We start from the raw sequence: 22,077 nt of genomic DNA on the forward strand, positions 1-22,077 counted from the left end.
AGTCTGATGGTTCGGATGTGGGCGAACAGCCGGGCACGGCGCCGCAGACATGCGGCGGTTCTGGAGCAGAATATGGTAGCGAAAGCGACGCAGACGGAAGAAACCCAGGAAGCGGCAGCAGAAGGTCAGGATGGCCCGCTGCTCGATCTTTCTGATGCTGCCGTCAAGCGAATGATCAAGGCCGCCAAGAAGCGCGGCTATGTGACCTATGACGAGCTGAATGAGGTGATGCCCTCCGAGCACGTGTCTTCCGAGCAGATCGAAGACACGATGGCCATGCTTTCGGACATGGGCATCAACGTGATCGACAGCGACGAGGTGGAAGAAGCCCAGACCGACGACGCGGAAGAGGGCGGCGAAATCGCCGTTGCCAGCCCGACGGCGCTTGCCAAGGCCAGTTCCGGCCGCGAGCCGACCGACCGCACCGACGACCCCGTGCGCATGTATCTGCGCGAGATGGGCTCGGTCGAGCTTCTCTCCCGCGAGGGCGAAATCGCCATCGCCAAGCGCATCGAGGCTGGCCGCGAGGCCATGATCGCCGGGCTTTGCGAAAGCCCGCTGACCTTCCAGGCCATCATCATCTGGCGCGACGAGCTGAACGAAGGCAAGGTTCTGCTGCGCGACATCATCGACCTTGAAGCCACCTATGCCGGCCCGGATGCCCGTGGCGGCCCGGTGGCCGGTGAGGGCGAAGAGGAAGAGGATGTGGACGGCGAGCCGCGCAGCCCGGCTGCCGGCAGCGCCCCGCGTGAGGACGGCGCGCCCGAGGGCCTGCCCGAGGAAGGCGAGGAGGAAGAGGACGAATTCGAGTCCAATGTCTCCCTGTCCGCCATGGAAGCCGAGCTGAAGCCGAAGGTTCTGGAAACCTTCGACAGCATCGCCGACAGCTACAAGAAGCTGCGCCGCCTGCAGGATCAACTGGTGGAGAACAAGCTCTCCAACAAGACCCTGTCGCCGAGCCAGGAGCGCCGCTACAAGAAGATCCAGGAAGAGCTGGTCGCCGATGTGAAGAGCCTGTCGCTCAACCAGAACCGCATCGATGCGCTGGTCGAGCAGCTCTATGACATCAACAAGCGCCTGATGGGCTACGAGGGCCGCCTGCTGCGCCTTGCCGACAGCCATGGCGTCGACCGCACGGACTTCCTCAAGCAGTATCAGGGCGCGGAGCTGGACCCGAACTGGCTGCGCAAGGTGGCTAACCTTGCCACGCGCGGCTGGAAGAACTTCGTCGCCAAGGAAAAGGACATGATCCGCGAGCTGCGTCAGGATATCCAGACGCTGGCAACGGAAACGGGCCTCGAAATCACCGAGTTCCGCAAGATCGTGTCCATGGTGCAGAAGGGCGAGCGTGAAGCACGCATCGCCAAGAAGGAGATGGTGGAGGCCAACCTGCGCCTCGTGATCTCCATCGCCAAGAAATACACCAACCGCGGCCTGCAGTTCCTCGACCTCATCCAGGAAGGCAACATCGGCCTGATGAAGGCGGTGGACAAGTTCGAGTACCGGCGCGGCTACAAGTTCTCCACCTATGCGACATGGTGGATCCGGCAGGCGATCACCCGTTCGATCGCCGACCAGGCCCGCACCATCCGTATTCCGGTGCACATGATCGAGACGATCAACAAGATCGTGCGCACCTCGCGCCAGATGCTGCACGAGATCGGCCGCGAGCCGACCCCGGAAGAGCTGGCGGAAAAGCTGCAGATGCCGCTGGAAAAGGTCCGCAAGGTCCTGAAGATCGCCAAGGAGCCGATCTCGCTGGAAACCCCGATTGGCGACGAGGAGGATTCCCACCTCGGCGACTTCATCGAGGACAAGAACGCGGTTCTGCCCATCGATGCGGCTATCCAGTCGAACCTGCGCGAAACCACGACCCGCGTGCTCGCCTCGCTCACCCCGCGTGAAGAGCGCGTGCTGCGCATGCGCTTCGGCATCGGCATGAACACCGACCACACTCTGGAAGAAGTCGGCCAGCAGTTCTCGGTGACGCGCGAGCGTATCCGCCAGATCGAAGCCAAGGCCCTGCGCAAGCTCAAGCACCCGAGCCGCAGCCGCAAGCTCCGCTCCTTCCTCGACAGCTGAGGACGCGGCGGTTCAACGCAATCACAAAAGGCCGGAGCGGTAACGCTCCGGCCTTTTGCTGTTTATGCCGGTTCGACCAGAAGGCGGACGAGGCGGCGTGTGAGCGGCAGGGCAATGAGCAGAACCGGGAAGGCGATGACCCAGGACATGGCCCATGTGGAAGGCCAGTTCGCCAGGAACTCAGGTCCAAGGCCGAGGTTCTTCGCCGTGGCCACGGCCGATACGACCATGGTCATGAGGATCGACAGGACAAACGGCATGAGGATGCCCGCATAGCGGGCCGGAAAGCGCGTAAGCTGCATTGGTACTTCCTTGTGGAGAAAGCCGCCGTGAGGGCAGATACAAAATCGCATCTCTAACCTTTGGGGGAGCGCCCTTGCGGACGGCTTCAGGTCTGGATGCGTTGCCTCACGTAAACGCTTACGACCGCAATGACGGCAGCTCTTGATAGGACGCCAAGCCGCACCGCGCAAGCCCCCGCCGCCCGGCGTCTCTCCATCTGCTCTCTGCTCTCCTCCAACACCTCTCCCCTCGCACACCACACCTCACCATCGTCATCCCGGCCAAGCGCAGCGCGAGCCGGGACCGGTGAGCCGGGGTGGGTGTTGCTTGCTCTTCGGAAAACCAGGCAGGGGCATGTGTCGTTTGCGCTTGCGCCTTTGAGCCGGGAGACCGGGGTTCACCGGTCCCGGCTCAAGGCCGGGATGACGATGGTGAGGTGGAGGAGCTGCTGCATTTGCCGTGGCAGTTGCGGCACGCAAGCATCTCCACCGCGCCGTCCCGGCCTCCGTGCCGGGACCTGTAAGGGATTTGCTGCCTTGGTGCTCTGGACGTCTTGCGGCGCTCTGGAAGTTCGGTTGGCAGAAGAGGCTAAACGCCCTGCGCCCATGACAGGTCTCGGCTCAGATCCGGATATGGGGGCCGGGACGGCGTGAAGGGTTGGCTTTGCTCTTATCCTTATCCTGATGCGGACACCCACTTCTTCTTCCCAAAAAGATGATCCATCCGGTCACGCCATGCCTCCCTTTTGCCTGCGGGAGCGGGTAGGAAGGGGGCATGGAGCAAGAGGTCAGGGCAGACAAGCTCGCGGCAGACAAGGTCAGGGCCGGCAGGGGCACGGAGCGCAGGGCGGGCGGGCGTGAGGACCGGGATGGTCCGGCGCTGGCGCTGATGCTGTCGCTTGCCCTGCACGGGCTGCTGGCGCTGGTGCTTTTCACCAATGTCAGCGAGCCGTTTCCGGACATGACGCCTGAGCCCGAGGTGGTGGAGGTGGCGCTTGTGCCCCCGCCGCAGGAGGAGGTGCAGCCCGAGCCGGAAGCAACGCCAGAACCTGAACCTGAGGCAGCGCCCGAACCGGAGGCGGCTCCGGAACCTGAGCCCGCCCCTGAGCCGGAAGCGGTTGAGCCAGAGCCCGAACCGGAACCTGAAGCGGTGCCGGAGCCTGCGCCGGAAGAGGCCGCTGAAGAGGTCCCTGAGCCTGCCCCTGAAGCGGAGCAGGCGCAGCCCGAACCCGAACCGGAGCCTGAACAGCCGCAGGTGGCCGAGGCGCCTTTGCCCGTGGTGCCGCAGCAGCCCTATCCGGTCTTGCAGCCGGTGACGGAGTTTGGCGAGGAAGATACCGGCCCCGAAGTGTCGCTGGATGGCTCTGCGGTGGAAGCGCCCGAAACCGAGCCGGAGCGGCAGGGTGAGGCTGAGCCGCAGGATGGGCCAGAGTCCGGGCCGAAGGCTGAAAACCAGATGGCCGAAGAGGCCACGGAAGCGGCAGAGGCGGCGCCGGAGGCCGAAACGCAGGCAGCGGAAGCCGATGCACTGGCGGAGCTGGCCGCGCTGGCGGAAGCCGCTGCCGATGAAGCGGGGCTGGAACCAGGCCCTGCCGTGGAGGCGCCGGTGGCTGCCGATGGGGAACTGGCTTCCCCTGCGCCGGGTGAGGCAGAAGCGGCGCCGGAGGATTTCGGCACCGTTGGCCCGATCGTGGCGCTTGCCGCGCCCCAGCCCAAGCCGCCCGTTGGGGCAGGCAGGGGCGCCGGGCAGGTGGTCGCGGGCGGTGTGCCCCTCAACATGGCGCGCCAGCTTTTTTCGACGCGCAGCAATGGCGGCGTCCGGGCTCAGACGGCCATGCGCGGCATGCCGCGGGAGGAGCGGGCGGATGTGCTGTGCATGACCGAATTGCGCGCCCAGCTGCTGTTTTCCAATCCGCCGCGCGTGCCGGAGCTGCTGCCCTCGTTCCGGCTGGCCTCCGGCACTGTGCTGCAGACGCCGCAGACGGCCTTCCGCGAGCGCGGGCAGTGGTACAATCTCGCCCTGCGCTGCGAGCTGGATGCCGGCATCACGCGGGTCGTCAGCTTCGCCTTTGAAGTGGGCGGGCCTGTTCCGCGCGCCGACTGGGCCAAGCGCCGCCTGCCGGTCAATTGAGGCAGGGAAACTGAGGCGGGCGCGCGGGTTACACCACCAGCTTCACCGCCAGCCCGGTCATCACCATGGCGATCAGCCCGTCCAGCACCTGCCAGGAGGCGGGCTTGGCAAAGAGCGGCCGCAGCAGCCTTGCGCCATAGCCCAGCGTAAAGAAGAACACGATGGAGCCAAGGCTTGCCCCTGCCGCAAAGGCCATTTCATGGCCGGGGTAGTTGGTGGCGATGGAGCCGATCAGGATCACCGTGTCCAGATAGACATGCGGGTTGAGGAAGGTGATGGCGAGCAGCGTGGCAAGCGTCGCCTTCAACGAGGCGCCTTGCCCGGTGCCTGCATCCAGCGCATTGCCGCCGCGCCAGGCCGAGCGCATGGACCGCAGCCCATAGGCCAGCAGAAACGCGGCCCCGCCATACCGCAGCACCGGCTCGATGCCCGGCAGCACGGCGGAGATGGCCTTGAGGCTGGTAACGCCCAGCGTGATCAGAAAGGCGTCGCAGATGGCGCAGGTGAGGCACACCCAGAACACGTGCTCCCCCCTCAGCCCCTGCCGCAGGATGAAGGCATTCTGCGCGCCAATGGCGACGATGAGGCCGAGGCAGAGAAAGAAACCGGCAAGGGCAGCAGTGAACAAGGGAGACTCCGGGATGCGAGGGCGTGTGCTGCTGTTTGACTAGCGGTTTGCGCGGGATTAGAAAATTTAAAGTTTCTGATCCTGATGAAGAGTTTCTAATGCGACTTGAGGCAAGCCATCTGCAGGCGCTGGCCGCCGTGCTGCGGCTCGGCAGTTTTGAAAAGGCGGCGCGTCAGCTCAATCTGACGCCTTCCGCCGTGTCGCAGCGCATCCGCGCACTGGAAGAGCGGCTGGGCACGGTGCTGGTGGTGCGCGGCCAGCCCTGCCTGCCGACGCCCGCCGGCCAGCGCCTTGCCCGCCATGCGGAGGACGTGGCGCTGCTGGAGCAGGACCTGTGGCAGGACATCGGCAGCAGCCTGCCGGATGCGGGCGGTGGCTCCATGCCGGGCGTGCGGGTGGCCATCAACGCCGACAGCCTCGCCACCTGGTTCGTGGCGGCCATGCAGGGCGCCGGGGATCTGCTGTTCGATCTGCAGATCGATGATCAGGACCACAGCGCCGGCTGGCTGCGCCGGGGCGAGGTGCGGGCAGCCGTCAGTGCCGATCCGGCACCGGTGCAGGGCTGCGATGTGGTGCCGCTGGGCGCGCTGGCCTACCGGGCAACTGCAAGCCCGGCCTTCATGCGGCGCTGGTTTGCCGGAGGTGTGGACGTTGAGAGCCTCGCCCGCGCCCCTGCCATGATCTACAATCTGAAGGACGGGCTGCAGGCCGCATGGGTGCGCCAGAGCTTCGATCAGGATGTGGTGCTGCCCGCCCACTACATCGCCTCCACCCATGCCTTTGTCGATGCGGCGGCGGCGGGTATCGGCTGGGGTATGAACCCGGAACCTCTGGTCAGGGCGCATCTCATGGACGGGCGCCTTGAGGAACTGGTGCCCGGCACCCCGCTCACCGTGCCGCTCTACTGGCACATCAGCCGCTCCGCCGCGCCGGGCTTGCAGCGGCTGACGCAAGCCGTTCGTGCCGCTGCGGCAGATCATCTGGACACCCTTGTCAAATGAAGCCTCTCCAAAATGTGAACAGAGTGCTATCCGGGAATGAAATTGCATGCCGAATATGAAACGGTTATGCGTGATTCCAGAAGAATGGCCGGTAGCCGTTCATCAGATACATGCGAGGCACCCATGCGTTTTCTTACCAGCTTTTCGCCTGACCTTCTGAGCGTATTGCGCGTCATGTCCGGCCTGCTGTTTCTGCAGCACGGCACCACCAAGTTCCTCAACATTCCCGTAGGCCCGATGAATGGTGCCTCGATCACCTCTTTGTCCGGGATGGCAGGTGCCATCGAGCTGGTGGGCGGGGTCTTGCTGGTGCTCGGCCTCTTCACCCGTCCGGCGGCTTTCATCGCTTCCGGCACCATGGCGGTGGCCTACTTCCTTGCCCATTATCCCAAGAGCTTCTATCCGATCCTCAACGGCGGCGAACTGGCTGCACTCTACTGCTTCGTCTTCCTCTATCTGGCTGCAGCGGGCGGCGGGCGCTGGAGCATCGACGCCATGCGCGGCGCGCGCTGAGCCTCTCACGCAAACGGCATTCTGCAACGCCGCAGCCCCGCGCTGCGGCGTTTGCGTTTGCCCCCATCTTGCGCAACTCCGGCCGATGCGCTCAGATGCGTCAGTCGAATCCTGTCCTCGTGAGTTTTGCCATGACCTTTGCCCGCCTCCAGACCGAAGCTCTGATCAACGCCTATTATGCCGCCTTCAACCGGGGGGAGACGGACGCCATGCTGGATATGGTGAGCGAGGATGTGGCCCATGACGTCAATCAGGGCTCCCGCCGCACGGGCAAGAAGCTCTTCGCCGAGTTCAACGCCCACATGACCCGCTGCTACCGGGAAGAGTTGACGGACATCGTCATCTTCGCCAGTGAGGACGGCACGCGTGCCGCGGCCGAGTTCATCGTCAACGGCACCTATCTCAGCACCGATGAGGGCCTGCCGGAAGCTGCCGGACAGACCTACCGCCTGCCGGCCGGCACCTTCTTCGATGTGAAGGGCGGCAAGATCGCCCGCATCACCACCTATTACAATCTGGAAGACTGGATCGCCCAGGTCGGCGCCTGATCCGCGCCGGAGCCTCATGCCACACACAGACGTGCGGGCAGGGGCCCGCAGGAGAGCGGGACCATGCATGTCATCATCGTTGGCGCCGGTGTCACCGGTCTTTCCACCGCCTGGGCGCTGATCAAGCGCGGAGTGGAGGTGACGCTGATCGAGCAGGGGCCCATCCCCAATCCGCTGTCTGCCTCCGGTGACCAGCACCGCATCATCCGCCGCGCCTATGGCGGGCAGGGCGGCTATCAGCGCCGCATCAGCGATGCCTATGCCGCCTGGGACGAGATGTGGGACGATCTCGGCGCCCGTCATCTCGTGGACACCGGCTTCATGGTCATCTCGCAGGAAGAGGGCGATGAGGGCGAAGACTACTGGCGCGGCATGGTGGAGGCCGGTTACAGCCTTGACCAGATGAGCCCGCAGGAGGCTTGCGCCCGCTATCCCTTCCTGTCGCCCGAGGGCCTGCGTTTTGTGGCCGTGCATCCGGAAGGCGGCGTGCTGCTGTGCCAGAAGATCGCCGCAGACATGCGCGCCTTCCTTCTGGCAAAGGGCGCTAGGCTGCTGGAAAACACGAAGGTGGTGGCCGTTGACCGGGCCGCGGGCCGCGTCACGCTGGAAAGTGGCGAAGACCTGACGGGCGACCGCGTGGTCATCAGTGCCGGAGCCTGGGTGCTGAAGCTGGCGCCGGAACTGGACTCCGATCTCACGCCCTACCGCACGGCGGTGGTCTATCTGGAGCCGCCTGCGGACCTGAAGGCATCATGGGAGGCTGCGCCGGTTATTCTGGATGTGGGCGGCAAGGTGGATGGCTATGTGCTGCCGCCAGTGCCGGGCACGGGGCTGAAATTCGGGGCCGGCATCCACAAGGTGAAGAACGCGGATGCGGACCAGAACCGGGGCATCGTGCCGGGCGAGGGCGAGCGGCTGCGCAATCACTTCTCCCCGCCCTTCGGCCGCATCTCCGAGTATCAGGTGAGCGACGTGGTGACCTGCGCCTACACCTTCACGGCGGACAACCACTTCTATGCCCGGGAGGATGGGCGGGCCGTCATCGTTTCCGCCTGCTCTGGCCATGGCTACAAGTTCGGCGCCGTGGTGGGGCAGAAGATCGCCGAAGGGCTGATTGGAGGGGATGTGGATACGGCGCGCATCTGGCTGGAAGCGCGCGACTGAAGCTGCCAGTCCGGGCCGGGCTTATCTGGGCCGGGCGGGGTTCAAGGTGAGGAAAGCCCTGCACCGGCCGCATGGCAGCTCTGCAAAGCAGATTTCATGCGGGCGGGGGCTTGATTTTGCCGTCCACGCCCGCATCGTGTGGCCACAAGAACAGACATAAATCATATGGGAGAGAATATGCCGGTCACCGTGAAGAGCCTGACTGGAGGAGAACTTCAGGACGCATTGGACGATCTGGCGCGGCTTCGCATCGAAGTGTTCCGCGACTGGCCCTACCTCTACGACGGGTCCATGGACTATGAACGCAGTTACATCAGCCGCTATGCCGGCACGCCCGGCGCCCTGATTGTCGCCGCCTTCGACGGAGACCGCATCATCGGCGCGGCGACGGGCGAACCGCTGGCGCAGGAGGTGATCCAGTTCCGCCAGCCTTTCGAGGACCGGGGGCTGAACCTCAAGGAAATCTTCTATTTGGCCGAATCCGTCCTCTTGCCGCAGTACCGGGGCCAGGGCATCGGCCACCGCTTCTTCGACGAGCGCGAGGCCCACGCCCGCAAGCTCGGCTTTGCCAAGGCGAGTTTCTGCACCGTGGTGCGCCCGGCAGATCATCCGGCACGGCCGGCGGACTACCGCCCACTCGACGGCTTCTGGACCAAGCGCGGCTACAAGCCGCTGGAAGGCGCCACCGTCTATTTCCCCTGGAAGGACATGGGCGACACGGAAGAAACCGAAAAGCCGATGCAGGTGTGGCTGCGGTATCTGTGAGCGGGGTCTGCTCCGCCTGAAGACGACGGGCTGGTCGGCAGGCTATGATAGAGCCGCGCCCCACACTCGGCGTCACCCCGGACGAAGCAAAGCGGAGATCCGGGGCCTACTCATTTGCAGAGCGTTGAAGCTGTGTTCAGGTCTCGAGGCTTGCGCATCTGACACAATCTGCCTTGAGGCCCGGCTATGAGCGGAGCCTCAAGGCCGGTGACAAACTGCACTTTCGTCTCCTTCGTCAAGGCCGGGCTTGTCCCGGACATCTGCAAGCCATTGATTTAATTGGATCCTCGGCACAAGGCCGAGGATGACGATGGAGAGGTTGCAGGCTTATCTGCAATTTGAGGCTCCGGCCGTGACCGGAGCCTCAGTGTCTTTCAGTCCACCAGTTCGTAAACGATGGTGACACTCGCATAGAGCGTTTCCTCGCCCGCCATGACAGGCGCCGGAGCCGGGGCCGCTTCCATCGCCATGGTGGCCATGCGGTACATCGGGCGCACACCGCCGTCGCCGCCTTCGGACATGGACATCACCCGGCCCAGCTTGGCTCCGGAGGCCTTGGCAAAGAGCTCGGCCTTGCGGCGGGCATCCGTCACGGCCGCTTCACGGGCCGCATCGCGCTTTTCATTGGCGCCGGTGACCTCGAAATTGATGCCATTGATGGTGTTGGCGCCGGAGGTGACCATGGTGTCGAGCAGCGGCCCGAGGCGTTCCAGGTCATTCACCCGCACGCTGACCGTGTTGGACACCTGATAGCCTTCGATCTTCGGCAGGCCGGAGGGGCCGGACTTGGTGTAGTCGCCATAGCGGGGCTGGACCGAGAAATTGCTGGTCTGGATGTCCTTGGCCTCGACGCCCGCATCCTTCAGCGCCACCAGCACCGCGTTGAGTGCTTTGGAGTTGCTGGCCAGCGCATCGGCTGCGGTTTCGGCATCGGTGGTCACACCGCCCGAAAGGGTGGCCTTGTCGGGCACGGCGCTGACGGAACCGCTGCCCTGCACGGTGATGAAACGCTCGTTCTTCACCGCAGCTTCCTGGGCAAAGGCCGGAGTGAGCGCAGTGCTGACGGCTGCAAGGCCCAGCGGCAGGACAAGCGCCAGCGCGGCAGCACGGGAGAAGGCGAGCTGGCGGGACAGCGCGGAGCGGAGGGGGCGCGAATGCAAGGTCATGGATGAAAAAATCCCTTGAGAACCAAAAGGCAAGCCGACATTTGCCCGGAAATAAGGCAGGCACAAGGCGTGAGAAGCCTTCAGAAACAAATCCGGTCTCAGGACCCGTCCGCTCATGCCATGCCGCAAAGCCACCCGGACAGCACCATGCAAGGCCCTGCTGAAATCCCGGCGCATCTAGCCGTAGCGCTGCGGTGAAGCCCGCCCCTGACCTGATCGCATGCAAGGTTTGAGTAAGGGCAGGGTTTGAGGCGCCAGCATCCCGGGGGCTTGGGCGCGCGAGGCATCAAGCTGCTGACCGGACCGGCCGGACCTGCCCACTGAAGGTGCCAGCCTCGGTCTGGCCTTCAGCTCGCATTTTCAGCCGGAAACTGCGGGCAGAGCCCCCTCAAGACACTTGCAGCCCCCGCCCGCGCTGGTATTTCACAGTTGCTGCGTTTGTAGTCCATATTGGACTACAAAAAAAATTGCAGCCCCCGCCTGAGTTGGTATACCACACTCCAGCCCGCACCACGGGCAAGGGCCTGTAGCTCAATGGTTAGAGCCGTCCGCTCATAACGGATTGGTTGGGGGTTCGAGTCCCTCCGGGCCCACCATTTCGTTTAAAATCAATTAGTTAGAAGCCGGTTTTTCTTGGGGAGACATCCAAGGGGAACATTGGTTTGTTCAATCCGGCCTATCTCATGAAGTCGCGATGCGGCGTTTTCTATCTGCGCTGGCTGATACCGAAGCAGCTGCACCCCGAGAAAAAGGCTTCCACGCTCAAGCTATCTCTACAGACCCGCGACCCACGAAAAGCATTGCGTTTGTCCCGCTCCCTGAGCCAGATAGGTGACAGGCTGAACGATCGGGGAATGGCATACGGTATGCGCTACGAAGAGCTTAGAGGCGTATTGATCGAGCATTTCCGGCGATTGTTGAATGAGGTCAAAGCCGAAATAAACGCTGCCGGTCCTCTCAGTGAGTTTGACAGGGAGATATATGAGAGCAGCAAGCGCGTGGCGAAGCATGCAAAGATGACAGGATCCTTGCAGTAGGGGGCTTCATCCTGCAAACCGCTCACCAAGCAGCCTGCATTCCAGCAGGAGGATCTTGGGAACCGACGGGGGAAAATTTGTACGTACCACCATGGACAATCCTCGCAGGATTGGGCGCAGCGGACCGTCAGGAACTCTGTAATCTCCTCGCCAGCTTTGAAGCGACGACATTCCTCGCGATGTCGCTGGATCGAGCAACAGATATCCTGGCCCGGTTTCAAAGAACTGAAGGCGTTTCAGATACGACAGCCTTCGCGCTCCGGCTAAAAACGGCCTCCGAGACGCTCTTTGCCTCGCCTTCGACAGATCGTGCTCTTCGTATTAGGCTTTGGACCGCGATGTCCGAGGCTTTGGAACTCGACCCTGTTCTACCGTTTTCGAAGAGAAGCGCGAACATGCGTGGTGCTGGCATGGCCTATAAGGCCGCGGCAGTCATGGCATTGCCTGTCGACGTTAGCGAAGCTGACGATGGCGAGACGGTGCTTGGGGCCATGTGGCGGAAAGTGAGTTCCCTTCGCGGCCAGGAGAAAAAGGATTTCTCGTCCTTGGTGGCCGAGCAGGCCCAGTTGGTTGCCCGCGCCGTGGCCGAGGCCGCACAGTCCGGTGAGTTGTCCGGGGAGAACCGGAAAGCCATCGAAAAGCGGGTTCGTGAATACATCGAAGATCTGCCTCCTGAATTGCGCGATGAGGCTATGCGCAATACGGTGGCCACAGGTGACAAGGCTGCGCTGGCGATCCTGGCAACTGGTGCGTCTGCAATTACGATTGGCATGGGGGTTAACCTTGCCGGTTTCAGTGCCTACATCCTCGCGGCACAGGCATCGGCATTCATTCCGCTGATGAGCGGACCCGCCGTTGTCTCCACACTCTTCATGCTTGCCAATCCGCTCTTCAGCGTTCCTGCTGTCGTCGGCATCGGCTATATGACGACCCGTCACGTCAATAGCGGGCATGCGGCTAAACTCGCGGCCGTTGTGGCGGTCCAGTTTGCTTTGCGCGGTCTGTCTGCGGAGCTAACCGGACTGGCGGTCACGCTAAACGATTTCAGGGCGGTGACGGACGGTGACTTCAGCACGCTTCCCGCGAAGCTGAAACAGGAGACGCTCTGCCGCCATGCGGCTATCGCAGTGATGATGGGCGGCCGCATCCCGGAAGCCCCTGGCGACTTTGTGTTGTCTACTGCGGCGGCCAATCAGTTTGCTTCTCTGCTCGATGGCGCTTTGTCGCGCACCATGGGCGACACTGCAGAGGTTGCGGTGGTGTCTGGCTTAACTGCAGGAGACATGATTTACAACGCGGTCTCGATCGACCCCTTGGTGATCAGCGCGGCCGATTTCTCAAGGTCCGAGGACATCGGCGACATTTTTCAGTTTGGCGTTTTCGCGAAGAGGATTGGATCGATGGCCGCTGCGGCATCCGACGGAGCGTATAACAACCTGAGGGGATATGTTTCCGAGCAACTGGTCGCTGCGAGGCTCACCCAAGTCGGCCATGTAGTGTCATTCCCCGATTCAGCCAACAATCCCTGCTTCGATCTGCTCGTTGACGGCATGCCTTTCCAGGTTAAGTGCCTTCTGAGCTTGGATGGTCTTCACAAGCATTTCTCGACGTATCCCGACATGCCGGTGTTCGCGAATTCCGAACTGGCCGAGGCGGTGATCGAAAGCGGTGCTGCATGGGCTAACAAGGTATTCTATGTCGACGGCTTCGACCGGGGCATCGCGGACCTCATCATGCACACGTCGTTGGAGGCCGGGGAGACGCTTGGCGATCTCAATGTTCCGTACTTCGCCATGGCCGTTTCCACGGCCCGGAATTTGCATCGAGTCTGGCGGGGCCGTATGCCGCTGTCCGACTTGCCGTTCTCGGTCGTCATGGAGGCAAGCGTTAAAGGCGGACTTGCTGCTGCTGGAGGGTTGTCAGGAAAAGCACTTGGACTGCTTGCATTTGGTCCTGCTGGGGCTCTTGTTCTCGGAGGTGCTGGCGGTGCTGCCGCTCTCGTCGGAGCTGGCTGGGCGCAGCTGCAATTAACACGTGCACTCTCGTCTGAATGGCTAGCTGATCTCGACGTATCGACTGATCGGTTTCGGAAAGCCCTTTCTGTGGCGATCCACTTGAAGATCAAACTTTTATGTGGCAAAAAACAACTTCTAGCTGATAAAAAAGCTGATCTCGGAAGTTGGCTCGACCTTCGGTTTGCCGATGATGTAGTGTCCCTCTGCGAGGTCATTCATGAACTCGATACGTCGATCCCAGCGCTCCAGCAACCGGCGAGGGCAAGGGCTTGCCTTGCCGCGCTGGATGCTGCAAAGGTTCACCCAATTTTGATAGACGTTGAGCTGAGAGACTTGTTGGAGGTTCTGGGACGCGAGCCATCAAAATCTGCTGCGGCTGCCAAACATGCTATGAAAGCTTGGGGTTCCTTGAAGTCGAAATTGCCTTCATCGGTTTGAGCGGTCCGGCCGCGACCCACGGAAAGCGGGATTGAGCCCGTTCTCCGTTCTCTGGTTGGCCGCGCAGATGGCAGGCACTGCTACGGTCCGGGCGCGATGGTGCAGGTGACAATGCGAGCACTACTGCTTCCCTCGACTGCGTTCGTGCCCTCGAACTGGAATAGCCGGGCGACATCCCAGAGCGCCGGGTAGATCAGCGCTGCCGTCTGCATTTCGATGCTGACGCACCTTACTGGAAATTTGTCCGGTTTCCGGAGAGGCTGAAACTCCGGGAACGGGGCAGCCCCCTGCGTCACTTTTTGCCGAAGTTCGCTCCGAGCCGCATCTGGATAAATTCGTGGGCGATCATCGGCTCGTATTTGCCTTCGGGCCCGGCCAGCACGGTATCCATGTTGGCCTGTGCGAAATGGGCCATGGAGTAGCGCGGCCCGAGGTATTCGCCGGGCTTGGGCATGCGCACCCGGTGCAGGTTGGATAGGAGCTTGTCGTCTGACCAGCGCATCAGCATGTCGCCGATGTTGCAGGTGATCACGCCTTCCAGCGGCGACACATCGGTCCAGGCGATGGTGCGGCCCATGCTGCTTCACCCGGGTGAGGCCCGCCACGTTCGCCAACCGATGCCCTTCCTCCGGTCTGCGGACGATGGCTCCGCAGTTTTTCTTCTCCCATGCCTTAATGGCAAGCTTCACAAGGGCTTCGGCCTGTCTTACGGTTGCATGGCACCTTCGAGGACAGCATCGCACCTGCCTGTGCCGCTCCGGCGCCGGTCGCCGGGGTGCCGTTCGTGTCGATGGCCCAACCTCGCGGTAGCAGCTTGCCGGCCCGGCGATACAGTTCGATCTCGCCGCGGGCGGCAACGGAGGTGGCGAAATCGAAGATGCAAGGGTTGGCGCCCTTGCGCGGCCATCCGAATGCGAACGGATTGGTACCCAGCAGTGGGCTCCGGCCACCTGCAGGGGCAACGGTCGCATAGCTGGGGCATATATGGCAAGGACGGCAATCCCTTCTTCCGTGAGAGCTTCTACCTCCGGCCTGAGTGCCGGCAGATGGATGCACTCGTTGATGAGAAGCATGATCCTTGCGGTCAAAGGCGATCGCGGATGATATCCGGGATGCGTTGATCCTGTCCCGGCGTGTTGCTGGCGGGAACGCCAGCGAAGCTGTTACAAATTTGTCACCTAACTCCGCTAGCAGTCCTGCAGCCGCTCTGCGCTTGGCGGACAGCTTGGGTATATCTGGCGTGCACAGGACGCCGGATCTGGTCAGAGGAGCCGACCATGTTGGATCTCAACGACCTGCGTCTTTTCGTGCACATCGTCGAACACCAGGGCATTCTGAGAGCGGGCCGCGCGCTGCAATTGCCAAAATCGACGATGAGCCGCCGGCTGGCGGCCCTTGAGGAGCAGTTGAAGGCGCGGCTTGTCATCCGAAGCGGCGACGAGTTCAGGCTGACGGCTGCCGGGGAGGAAGCCTACAGGCTTGGTCTTGCCATGGTGGAGGCCGCGCAGCATGCGGAAGACCGGCTCATGCGCTCCACAGATGCGATTTCCGGCCGCGTCTCCATCAATGTCTCGCCTCTGCTGGCATCATCGCTCGGCCTGTATATCGCGGCGATGACGCAGGCCCATCCCGGTCTTGATCTTGTCGTGGACGTGGCGGACCGGGTGTTGGACCAGACCAGCGATACGTCCGATCTCTATCTCTACGCGCATCACTGGCCACTGCGAGACTCGCCCCTGATTCAGCGGCGCATCTGCCGCAATCCTTTGCTTCTGGTCGCGAGCCCTGACGTCGCGGCGCGTGTAGCCGGGGCGCCAGGACCCGCATCTCTCGATTTCCCGGATGTCTTCGTTCACGGCCTGGATGCCGGCACGGCCAGCTGGAGCTTTCAGTCCGAAGCTGGAGAGGCCGAAATCCTGTCCTGCACCCCGAGGCTCACCACCACCAACGTGGAGGTCCTGCTGTCGCTTGCGCTGTCGGGCGCGGGACTTGTGCTGCTGCCGGAATTCGCCGCCCGCACCGCCGTGAGGGAGGGCGCGCTGGTCCCCGTCATCCCCGGCTGGGTCGGGCCGGCCCTCACCATGACGCTTCTCAGCCCTCCGCGGCGCCTGATGAACACGACGTTGCGGCGCGTTGCCGACGAACTCGGTGCCTATGTCAAAACCGTGATTCTCCAGGGAAATCAGCCTGTTCCAAATCCGGGATGGGGCGTGCTGAAACCGGGCCGGGTTCATTTCATGGAACTGTCATCAGCCTCCCCTAGCGAGGGTCTGCGCGCCGACGAGAGCGGTGTGGCAACCCTGACCCTGGCTGAGAGTGAGATTGCGATGAGACCCTTTCTGAAAGCCTTCGGCGTAGCTGCCATGACAGTTACTACCGCCATTTCCCTGCCTGCCGCTGCCGAGGACGCACCGGGCCCGCTGGTGCTTTACACCAATGATTTCGAAGGCGTGATTACCGAACGGTTCGAGGCCGATACCGGCCGCCAGATCGATGTGGTACAGATGAGCGGCGGTGAGATCCTCGCCCGTATCGCAGCCGAAGCGGCCAATCCCCAATGGGATGTGCTGATCTTCAACGGTTCCTACAGCTTCAAGATGCTGGACGGCCAGAACCAGTTGCTGCGCGGCGTCGAGCCGGCCAATATCGGCAATCTCAACGAGACGGGGCGCACCTATCTGCCGGAAAACCGCTCATGGTTCCCGATCGGCATGGCCGCCTCCTGCGTCATGCTGTATCGCACCGACAGGATCGGCAACCCGCCGGCAAAATTCTCCGATCTGGCCGATAGCCGCTTCAACGGCAAGTTCGGTATGGCCGATCCGGCGATTGCCGCACCGGCCTATCCTTGTGTTGCGGAATTCTTCCATTCGCTCGGCAAGGACAATGCCGAGGCCTATTTCACCAGCCTGTTTGACAACGGCATGCGCGTGTTCCGGACCAATGGCCCGGTCGGTCGCGCCATCGTGTCGGGTGAACTCGATCTCGCGCTGATCACTTCACAGGTCGCCTATTCGCTGAAAGCTGCGGGCGAGGCGCCTGTCGAAGTGGTCTGGCCGGAAGAGGGGGCGCCTGGCGTCGTGCGCGGCGTTGGTATCCAGGCCTCGACGAAGCGGTCTGAAGCGGCCCGTACATTCGTAGAATGGCTGCTCAAGCCCGAAACGCAGACTTATCTGTCGCAAGCTGCCGCCGCCGACGGCCTGTTCGAACCGACCGTAGAAGGCGCCACCCGCCGTGCCGACGGACCGGCTGAAGGTGCCGTCTACCGGGTCGCACCGGATGACTTCTCTGTGGCCAACGAGGCCGAGATCAAGACCTGGTTCGCCGACCGCGCGCTCCAATAAGGATTGTCCCGCCACCCCCGAGCTTTGTGCTCCGGGGTGGTTTCCCTTCCAGGATATCCTGTGAGTATGCTATGCGCGAACTGACCGCGATCCCTCCCAATGCAACCGGTGTCCGCACACGACGAGCCCTCCTGCGATCCGAGGACTGGCTGGGGCTTTGCGTCGTCGCTGCGCTTGTTATCCTCGTGCTCGCACCGATGGCGACCGTCATCGTCCAGGCCTTCGTGCCCGGCCTGTTTTCCGGGCAGGTCAGGGCCATCGGTGTTTCGGGCCTTTTGGAAGTCTTCGAGCGGCCGCTGTGGCAGCGGTCCCTTATGAACTCCCTGTTTCTGGCCGGCATCGCGGCGGTGATCGGCGGCCTTACCGGCACCGGACTTGCCATCATACGGCATTCCTCGCGGATGGTGCTGGGCCCGGCGCTGGATATCGCGGCCTGGGCGATCATCATTCTGCCCTCCTTCATTCTCGCCCAGGGCTGGATCCTGTTTGCCAGCCGTGGCGGCCTTGCCAACCAGTGGTTCGGCCTGACGTCCGTGCCCGACATGGTTTTCAACCCGTGGGGGCTCGCCGTGATCATGAGCCTGAAGGCCTTTCCCTTCGCCTACATCACCGTATCAGCGGCGATGCGCTGGGACATGGACGACTATGCCCATGCCGCTCGGCTTTGCGGTGCGTCGCCGTTGCGCGTGCTGGCTACGGTGCGGGTTCCCATGCTGCTGCCCGCTGTGCTTTCGGGCGCCGTGCTGATCTTCATCGATGTGCTGGGCGATTTCGGCCTGCCGGCGGCGCTGGCGACCACCTACCGTTTTCCGACCCTCACCTATGCGATCTATGTCGCGATTAACCAGTCGCCGATCCGCTTCGACCTGGCGGGAGTGCTGGCCTTCTATGTCACCGTCATCATGCTGGCGGCGGTGCTTGTCTATTTCGCCATCCTGCGAAACCGCCGCTTCGATTTTCTCAGCGGCCGGGCCCGCATGCGCCAGGCCAATGGCCCACGCTTTGGCCTGATAGCAAATGGCCTCGTCCTGCTGGCGTTGACTGTTGCGATCATCATCCCGATCGGTTCCAGCGTGCTGGTATCCTTCACGGACCGGATTTCGGCGGGCTTCTCCTTTGCCAACCTGACGCTTGCGAATTACGCCTATGTGCTCGACACCGGCGGTGCCTTCGTCAGCGCCCTGCGCACCTCGCTGGGCATCGCCGCGGCAGCGGCCCTGGGCAGCGGCCTCCTGTCGGCTGCTGCGGCCTATGTACTGACCTTCTCCGATTTTCGTCTGAACCGGCTTATCGACGTGACCTGCACGCTGAGTCTTGCCGTTCCGGGAGTCGTTCTCGGCATTGGCTATATCTTCATGTGGAATTCTCCCCTGTTCGACCGGCTGGGCATATCGCTCTATGGCACCCAGTCGATCCTGGTGCTGGCCGGCATTGCGGGTGCCGTGCCGATTGCGATCCGGGTGCTTTTGGGTGCCATGGCGCAGGTGCCAGTCAGCATGCTGTCGGCTGCCGCCCTGCAGGGAGCGGGGCTCACCCGGCGGATCGTTACCATCGCCGCGCCGCTGGTTGCCGCAGCCCTCGTTTCGGCCACACTGACCGCTTTCGGCTCGGCGATCTTCGACCTTGCCATCAACTCGATCTTGCGGCCGCCCCGGCTGAATGTCTTGCCGGTCTATGTCAATCGCGCCTTCGAGCAGAGCCAGTTCGGCGCCGCAACGGCCGCCACCCTTGTCGCTGGCACCGCAACAATTTTGATCATCGTCATCGTCAACCTTCTTTCTACCGTCGCGATCCGCCGTCTGGTTGCCCCGGTGGAGCGGACCTGAAAGGTTTCACCCATGCTCGGTATCGACAATGTGGTCCGTCGCTTTGGCCGGCAGACCGTGCTGAACCGCGTTTCGCTGGAAGTCCCCACTGGCAAGGTCGCCTGTCTGGTCGGCCCCTCCGGCTGCGGCAAGTCCACCCTGCTGCGTCTCGTTGCGGGTCTGGACCGGCCCGACGACGGACAGGTGCGGCTTCGCGGAACCGTGATCTCCTCGGCCGGCTGGGCGCTGGAAGCCCACAAGCGCGGGCTCAACATGGTGTTTCAGGACTATGCCCTGTGGCCGCATATGACGGTGGAAAGGATCATTGGCTACGGCTTGAAGAAGCTTGGCGCCGCTGAACGTGACGCCCGGGTGAAAAGCCTGCTCGACCTGATGCAGATTACACCGCTGGCAGGCCGGTTGCCCTCCCAGATTTCCGGGGGACAGCAACAGCGGGTCGCCATTGCCCGGGCGCTGGCGACCGATCCGGATCTGCTGCTGCTGGACGAACCGCTTTCCAACCTCGATGTGCAATTGCGGCTGGAAATGCGCAAGGAGTTTAGTGAGTTGTTCAAGCGGGTGGGCAAGACGGTGCTCTATGTTACGCATGACCCGCTCGAGGCGTGTTCCTTTGCCGACATGCTGGTGGTGATGAAAAGCGGAGAGATCGAACAGGTTGGCTCGCCGGAAACCCTGTTTGCCGCGCCGCGCTCCCGATGGATTGCCACGCTCGCAGGCTTCGAGACCCGCATGGAAGGCAAGGTGATTGAGGCGGACCCGGAGGGCAGGTGGAGTGTGCTGGTGGGCGATCAGCGCATCACCGTTCCGCAACCGGCCGGCATCGACCCCGCCTATCGCGGCGCCGTTACCGTGATGCTGCATCCTGCCAGCATAGATATGGGCGATGGCGGGGAGAAACCCGATACCAATACGCTGGCCGGCACTGTGACCCACTGCCTTTACGAGGGCCGCCTGTGGCGGACCGTTCTTGATGTGGTCGGCGGCAGCCTCTCCCTGATGTCGCCGGCAAGACTTGCCGTCGGCGATACGGCCCGGATTTCCTTCAGACCAGACGCAGTGGTGGTGTTTCCCGCATGACGCATAAAGACGAACCGAGACAGGGCCATTGGCCTGTTGCATTCCGCCCGTTTTTCCTCGCCGGCCATGCCGCGCCGCTCGGTTTCCTTCCCAGCCGCTGCGCGCGGGTGCTGATGGATGGCGGGTTGATGATGACAGACGGCGCGGCGCTATCGATGCCGCATGATGGCGATCTCACCGAACGGCTGGAACGGGCACGCCTGCTGCTGCTCGAGGCCGGGCTGATCGGGCCGAGACGCGGCGAGATGATGCCGGTGCGCCATCGCTTCGATGCAGAGCCCATCGCCATCATCGACAGAAGCGCCATGCGGATTCTGGGCCTCTGGGCGACGAAGGTGCATGTCAATGGTCTGGTCGCGACCGGAGCCGATCAAGCTCCGGAAATCTGGCTTTCGCTTCGGGCGGCCCATTCCACCGCCTTTCCTGGCTATTTCGATACCCTGGTCGCCGGAGGTCAGCCCCACGATCTCGATGCAGCCACAACCGCCGTCAAGGAAGCGTGGGAAGAGGCTGGCATAGAGGCTGAATTGATGAAACATGCCCGCCATATCAGCGATGAGCCGGTCTGCTATGTCAGCGCCCAGGGCTTTCATCAGGAGCTTCTGTCCGTCTACGATCTCTTTCTGCCGCGCGGCTGGACACCCACCTGCATCGACGGCGAGGTCGAGTCGAACACACTTGTCACGATGGAGGAACTGCGCTCGGGCCTTGCCGGGGCGCTGGATATCAAATTTGGCTCCCACCTTGTGTGTCAGAATGTTGTCGCCCGCCATGGAACGGGCGGCGCCTCGGTTGCCTTGTAAGATCAACTCTCGATGAGCTTGACTCATCGAGAGCCTGTCAAGCCCGTGCGGCGCTTGAGCATTTTCAAGGCGTGATGCGTCAGCATCTCGGCGCCTTGGTATAAATGCCGGTCAGATCTTTCTGACCGGCTCAGGCCCTTGCCGCACTTGCATGTTTGAAGGCTTGATGTGCGGGTATCGGAGGCCCCGCGTCACTTCTTGCCAAAGTTCGCTCCGAGGCGCATCTGGATGTAGTCGTGGCCTGTCATGGGCTCGTACTTGCCTTCCGGCCCGGCCAGCACGGTGTCCATGTTGGCCTGTGCGAAATAGGCCATGGAGTAGCGCGGGCCGAGATATTCGCCGGGCTTGGGCATGCGCACCCGGTGCAGGTTGGACAGGAGCTTGTCGTCCGACCAGCGCATCAGCATGTCGCCGATGTTGCAGGTGATCACGCCTTCCAGCGGCGGCACGTCGGTCCAGGCGATGGCGCGGCCCATGCTGTCCTTGCCGGGGCAGACCTGCAGGCCGCCCTGACCGGCCTTCTGGTGCAGCAGGGTGAGGCAGTCGAAGTCCGTATGGGCGCCCGCCCGCCAGAACTTGAAGTCCTCCGGCTTGGCGTCTTCCATGCCGAGATAGTGGATGAGGCGCAGGGTGGACTGGTATTCGGCCCGGTCCGGATCATGGCCATCCGTGAAGAAGCCGGGGCGGAAGTTGAGGCGGCCTGCGAAACAGTCCAGCACCTTCATGGCCAGCGACCAGTTGTGGCGCTCGAAGGCGAGCATGATTTCCTTGAAGCCGTTCAGCTCCTCTCCGGTGGGCCAGAGATCGCGCATGCGCGGCAGGGTGATCTGGTAGCTTTCCTTGTTGTCCGGGGTGCCGGTGGAGGGGCGCACCTGCGCCTTGTATTCCCAGCCCGAATTGGTGCCGGGCCGCAGCGGGTATTTCCCCTTCACCTCTGCCGGCAGATCGAAAAAGGCCTCGGACAGAGCGAAAGCCTCGTCAATGAGGGCCTGCGGAATGCCGTGTCCGGTGAGCTGGAAGAAACCGATGCCGGTGGCCGCATCCCACAGGGCATCGGAGATCTCGTCCTTGCGGTTGAAGTAGTCCGACATGTCCACGCGGGGAATGTCGCGCTCCACTTCCTCGCCATAGCCGCCGAAACCGGTTTCCTTGTTCAGTTCGGCAAGGCCGTAAGTTTGTGCCGTTGTCATGCTGTAGTCTCCTTTGAGATTGAGGAGCAATGACCCACGCCGGGATGGCGTTGACAGCTTCTACTCCG

17 protein-coding genes, 1 tRNA gene and 2 pseudogenes are annotated in these 22,077 nt (G+C 62.8%); 14 read left to right on the forward strand and 6 right to left on the reverse strand.

All coding sequences use genetic code 11. The features are described from left to right. Positions 1 to 72 precede the first annotated feature (72 nt). Positions 73 to 2,082 (forward strand): RNA polymerase sigma factor RpoD, encoded by a 2,010-nt coding sequence (gene rpoD / locus AC0CMF_RS11565; RefSeq protein WP_058900719.1) that lies wholly within the window; start codon positions 73 to 75, stop codon positions 2,080 to 2,082. A gap of 62 nt (positions 2,083 to 2,144) precedes the next feature. On the opposite strand, the gene AC0CMF_RS11570 is transcribed toward rpoD, so the two are convergent. Next, a complete protein-coding gene (locus AC0CMF_RS11570; RefSeq protein ID WP_205630873.1) occupies positions 2,145 to 2,384 on the reverse strand; it encodes a DUF2798 domain-containing protein in 240 nt (79 codons plus the stop codon). A 754-nt stretch (positions 2,385 to 3,138) separates the two neighbouring features. On the opposite strand from AC0CMF_RS11570, the gene AC0CMF_RS11575 reads away from it, so the two are divergent. Beyond that, the gene (locus AC0CMF_RS11575; RefSeq protein WP_058899280.1) at positions 3,139 to 4,494 is read left to right on the forward strand and encodes a DUF930 domain-containing protein; all 1,356 of its coding nucleotides are present in this window, start codon (positions 3,139 to 3,141) and stop codon (positions 4,492 to 4,494) included. Between the two features lie 28 nt (positions 4,495 to 4,522). Here the strand turns inward: AC0CMF_RS11575 and AC0CMF_RS11580 are convergent, their stop codons facing one another. After that, a complete protein-coding gene (locus AC0CMF_RS11580; protein WP_374629726.1) occupies positions 4,523 to 5,137 on the reverse strand; it encodes a LysE/ArgO family amino acid transporter in 615 nt (204 codons plus the stop codon). Positions 5,138 to 5,220: 83 nt separating this feature from the next. On the opposite strand from AC0CMF_RS11580, the gene AC0CMF_RS11585 reads away from it, so the two are divergent. The 5 genes and pseudogenes from AC0CMF_RS11585 to AC0CMF_RS11605 all read left to right on the forward strand — a co-directional run bounded on the left by AC0CMF_RS11585 (position 5,221) and on the right by AC0CMF_RS11605 (position 9,113). Beyond that, positions 5,221 to 6,123: a LysR family transcriptional regulator ArgP gene (locus AC0CMF_RS11585; RefSeq protein ID WP_058899282.1), complete on the forward strand. Its 903-nt coding sequence runs from the start codon at positions 5,221 to 5,223 to the stop codon at positions 6,121 to 6,123. Positions 6,124 to 6,246: 123 nt separating this feature from the next. Beyond that, a complete protein-coding gene (locus AC0CMF_RS11590; RefSeq protein ID WP_058899283.1) occupies positions 6,247 to 6,636 on the forward strand; it encodes a DoxX family protein in 390 nt (129 codons plus the stop codon). 131 nt (positions 6,637 to 6,767) lie between these two features. After that, a complete protein-coding gene (locus AC0CMF_RS11595; RefSeq protein WP_058900720.1) occupies positions 6,768 to 7,184 on the forward strand; it encodes a ketosteroid isomerase-related protein in 417 nt (138 codons plus the stop codon). Positions 7,185 to 7,244: 60 nt separating this feature from the next. Then, positions 7,245 to 8,348 (forward strand): annotated as a pseudogene (locus AC0CMF_RS11600) (NAD(P)/FAD-dependent oxidoreductase); the annotation flags it as partial. 177 nt (positions 8,349 to 8,525) lie between these two features. Beyond that, positions 8,526 to 9,113, forward strand: coding sequence for a GNAT family N-acetyltransferase (locus tag AC0CMF_RS11605; protein WP_050474933.1), 588 nt, complete (start codon positions 8,526 to 8,528; stop codon positions 9,111 to 9,113). Positions 9,114 to 9,487: 374 nt separating this feature from the next. Here the strand turns inward: AC0CMF_RS11605 and AC0CMF_RS11610 are convergent, their stop codons facing one another. Next, entirely contained in the window at positions 9,488 to 10,279 is a 792-nt protein-coding gene (locus AC0CMF_RS11610; protein ID WP_374629720.1) for an SIMPL domain-containing protein, read from the reverse strand. Between the two features lie 520 nt (positions 10,280 to 10,799). On the opposite strand from AC0CMF_RS11610, the gene AC0CMF_RS11615 reads away from it, so the two are divergent. From AC0CMF_RS11615 to AC0CMF_RS11625, 3 genes are all read left to right on the forward strand, one after another. Beyond that, positions 10,800 to 10,875 (forward strand) — tRNA-Ile (locus AC0CMF_RS11615). Positions 10,876 to 10,941: 66 nt separating this feature from the next. Next, positions 10,942 to 11,316: a DUF6538 domain-containing protein gene (locus AC0CMF_RS11620; protein ID WP_374629719.1), complete on the forward strand. Its 375-nt coding sequence runs from the start codon at positions 10,942 to 10,944 to the stop codon at positions 11,314 to 11,316. 110 nt (positions 11,317 to 11,426) lie between these two features. Next, positions 11,427 to 13,769 carry a hypothetical protein gene (locus AC0CMF_RS11625; protein WP_374629718.1) on the forward strand — a complete coding sequence of 781 codons (2,343 nt, stop codon included), beginning with the start codon at positions 11,427 to 11,429 and terminating at the stop codon, positions 13,767 to 13,769. A gap of 292 nt (positions 13,770 to 14,061) precedes the next feature. On the opposite strand, the gene AC0CMF_RS11630 is transcribed toward AC0CMF_RS11625, so the two are convergent. Then, complete coding sequence (locus AC0CMF_RS11630) at positions 14,062 to 14,346, reverse strand: 2OG-Fe(II) oxygenase family protein (RefSeq protein ID WP_374629717.1); 285 nt, start codon at positions 14,344 to 14,346, stop codon at positions 14,062 to 14,064. Between the two features lie 155 nt (positions 14,347 to 14,501). Further along, positions 14,502 to 14,839 (reverse strand): annotated as a pseudogene (locus AC0CMF_RS11635) (Ldh family oxidoreductase); the annotation flags it as partial. A 207-nt stretch (positions 14,840 to 15,046) separates the two neighbouring features. Here AC0CMF_RS11635 and AC0CMF_RS11640 point away from each other — a divergent pair. The 4 genes from AC0CMF_RS11640 to AC0CMF_RS11655 all read left to right on the forward strand — a co-directional run bounded on the left by AC0CMF_RS11640 (position 15,047) and on the right by AC0CMF_RS11655 (position 20,819). After that, a complete protein-coding gene (locus AC0CMF_RS11640) occupies positions 15,047 to 17,113 on the forward strand; it encodes an extracellular solute-binding protein (RefSeq protein ID WP_058899305.1) in 2,067 nt (688 codons plus the stop codon). Positions 17,114 to 17,184: 71 nt separating this feature from the next. After that, positions 17,185 to 18,939, forward strand: a complete 1,755-nt coding sequence (locus AC0CMF_RS11645; RefSeq protein ID WP_374629716.1) for an ABC transporter permease — start codon at positions 17,185 to 17,187, stop codon at positions 18,937 to 18,939. A 12-nt stretch (positions 18,940 to 18,951) separates the two neighbouring features. Next, the gene (locus tag AC0CMF_RS11650) at positions 18,952 to 20,016 is read left to right on the forward strand and encodes an ABC transporter ATP-binding protein (protein WP_374629715.1); all 1,065 of its coding nucleotides are present in this window, start codon (positions 18,952 to 18,954) and stop codon (positions 20,014 to 20,016) included. Beyond that, positions 20,013 to 20,819, forward strand: coding sequence for an NUDIX hydrolase (locus AC0CMF_RS11655; RefSeq protein ID WP_374629714.1), 807 nt, complete (start codon positions 20,013 to 20,015; stop codon positions 20,817 to 20,819). Before AC0CMF_RS11650 ends, AC0CMF_RS11655 begins: the two co-directional genes overlap by 4 nt. A 191-nt stretch (positions 20,820 to 21,010) precedes the next feature. Here AC0CMF_RS11655 and AC0CMF_RS11660 read toward each other — a convergent pair whose 3' ends face one another. Next, positions 21,011 to 22,009, reverse strand: a complete 999-nt coding sequence (locus tag AC0CMF_RS11660) for an isopenicillin N synthase family dioxygenase (RefSeq protein ID WP_374629713.1) — start codon at positions 22,007 to 22,009, stop codon at positions 21,011 to 21,013. Between the last annotated feature and the right edge of the window lie 68 nt (positions 22,010 to 22,077).

Source organism: Pannonibacter sp. CBAS1226 (genome assembly GCF_055685825.1).

What these genes read in the sequence shown, in the direction of transcription:
- AC0CMF_RS11650 (WP_374629715.1), top strand. Translation starts at nt 18,952, where the DNA reads ATGCTCGGTATCGACAATGTGGTCCGTCGCTTTGGCCGGCAGACCGTG.
- AC0CMF_RS11595 (WP_058900720.1), top strand. Translation starts at nt 6,768, where the DNA reads ATGACCTTTGCCCGCCTCCAGACCGAAGCTCTGATCAACGCCTATTAT.
- AC0CMF_RS11655 (WP_374629714.1), top strand. Translation starts at nt 20,013, where the DNA reads ATGACGCATAAAGACGAACCGAGACAGGGCCATTGGCCTGTTGCATTC.
- AC0CMF_RS11605 (WP_050474933.1), top strand. Translation starts at nt 8,526, where the DNA reads ATGCCGGTCACCGTGAAGAGCCTGACTGGAGGAGAACTTCAGGACGCA.
- AC0CMF_RS11640 (WP_058899305.1), top strand. Translation starts at nt 15,047, where the DNA reads ATGTTGGATCTCAACGACCTGCGTCTTTTCGTGCACATCGTCGAACAC.
- AC0CMF_RS11570 (WP_205630873.1), bottom strand. Translation starts at nt 2,384, where the DNA reads ATGCAGCTTACGCGCTTTCCGGCCCGCTATGCGGGCATCCTCATGCCG.
- AC0CMF_RS11610 (WP_374629720.1), bottom strand. Translation starts at nt 10,279, where the DNA reads ATGACCTTGCATTCGCGCCCCCTCCGCTCCGCGCTGTCCCGCCAGCTC.
- AC0CMF_RS11575 (WP_058899280.1), top strand. Translation starts at nt 3,139, where the DNA reads ATGGAGCAAGAGGTCAGGGCAGACAAGCTCGCGGCAGACAAGGTCAGG.
- rpoD (WP_058900719.1), top strand. Translation starts at nt 73, where the DNA reads ATGGTAGCGAAAGCGACGCAGACGGAAGAAACCCAGGAAGCGGCAGCA.
- AC0CMF_RS11585 (WP_058899282.1), top strand. Translation starts at nt 5,221, where the DNA reads ATGCGACTTGAGGCAAGCCATCTGCAGGCGCTGGCCGCCGTGCTGCGG.
- AC0CMF_RS11645 (WP_374629716.1), top strand. Translation starts at nt 17,185, where the DNA reads ATGCGCGAACTGACCGCGATCCCTCCCAATGCAACCGGTGTCCGCACA.
- AC0CMF_RS11630 (WP_374629717.1), bottom strand. Translation starts at nt 14,346, where the DNA reads ATGGGCCGCACCATCGCCTGGACCGATGTGTCGCCGCTGGAAGGCGTG.
- AC0CMF_RS11590 (WP_058899283.1), top strand. Translation starts at nt 6,247, where the DNA reads ATGCGTTTTCTTACCAGCTTTTCGCCTGACCTTCTGAGCGTATTGCGC.
- AC0CMF_RS11660 (WP_374629713.1), bottom strand. Translation starts at nt 22,009, where the DNA reads ATGACAACGGCACAAACTTACGGCCTTGCCGAACTGAACAAGGAAACC.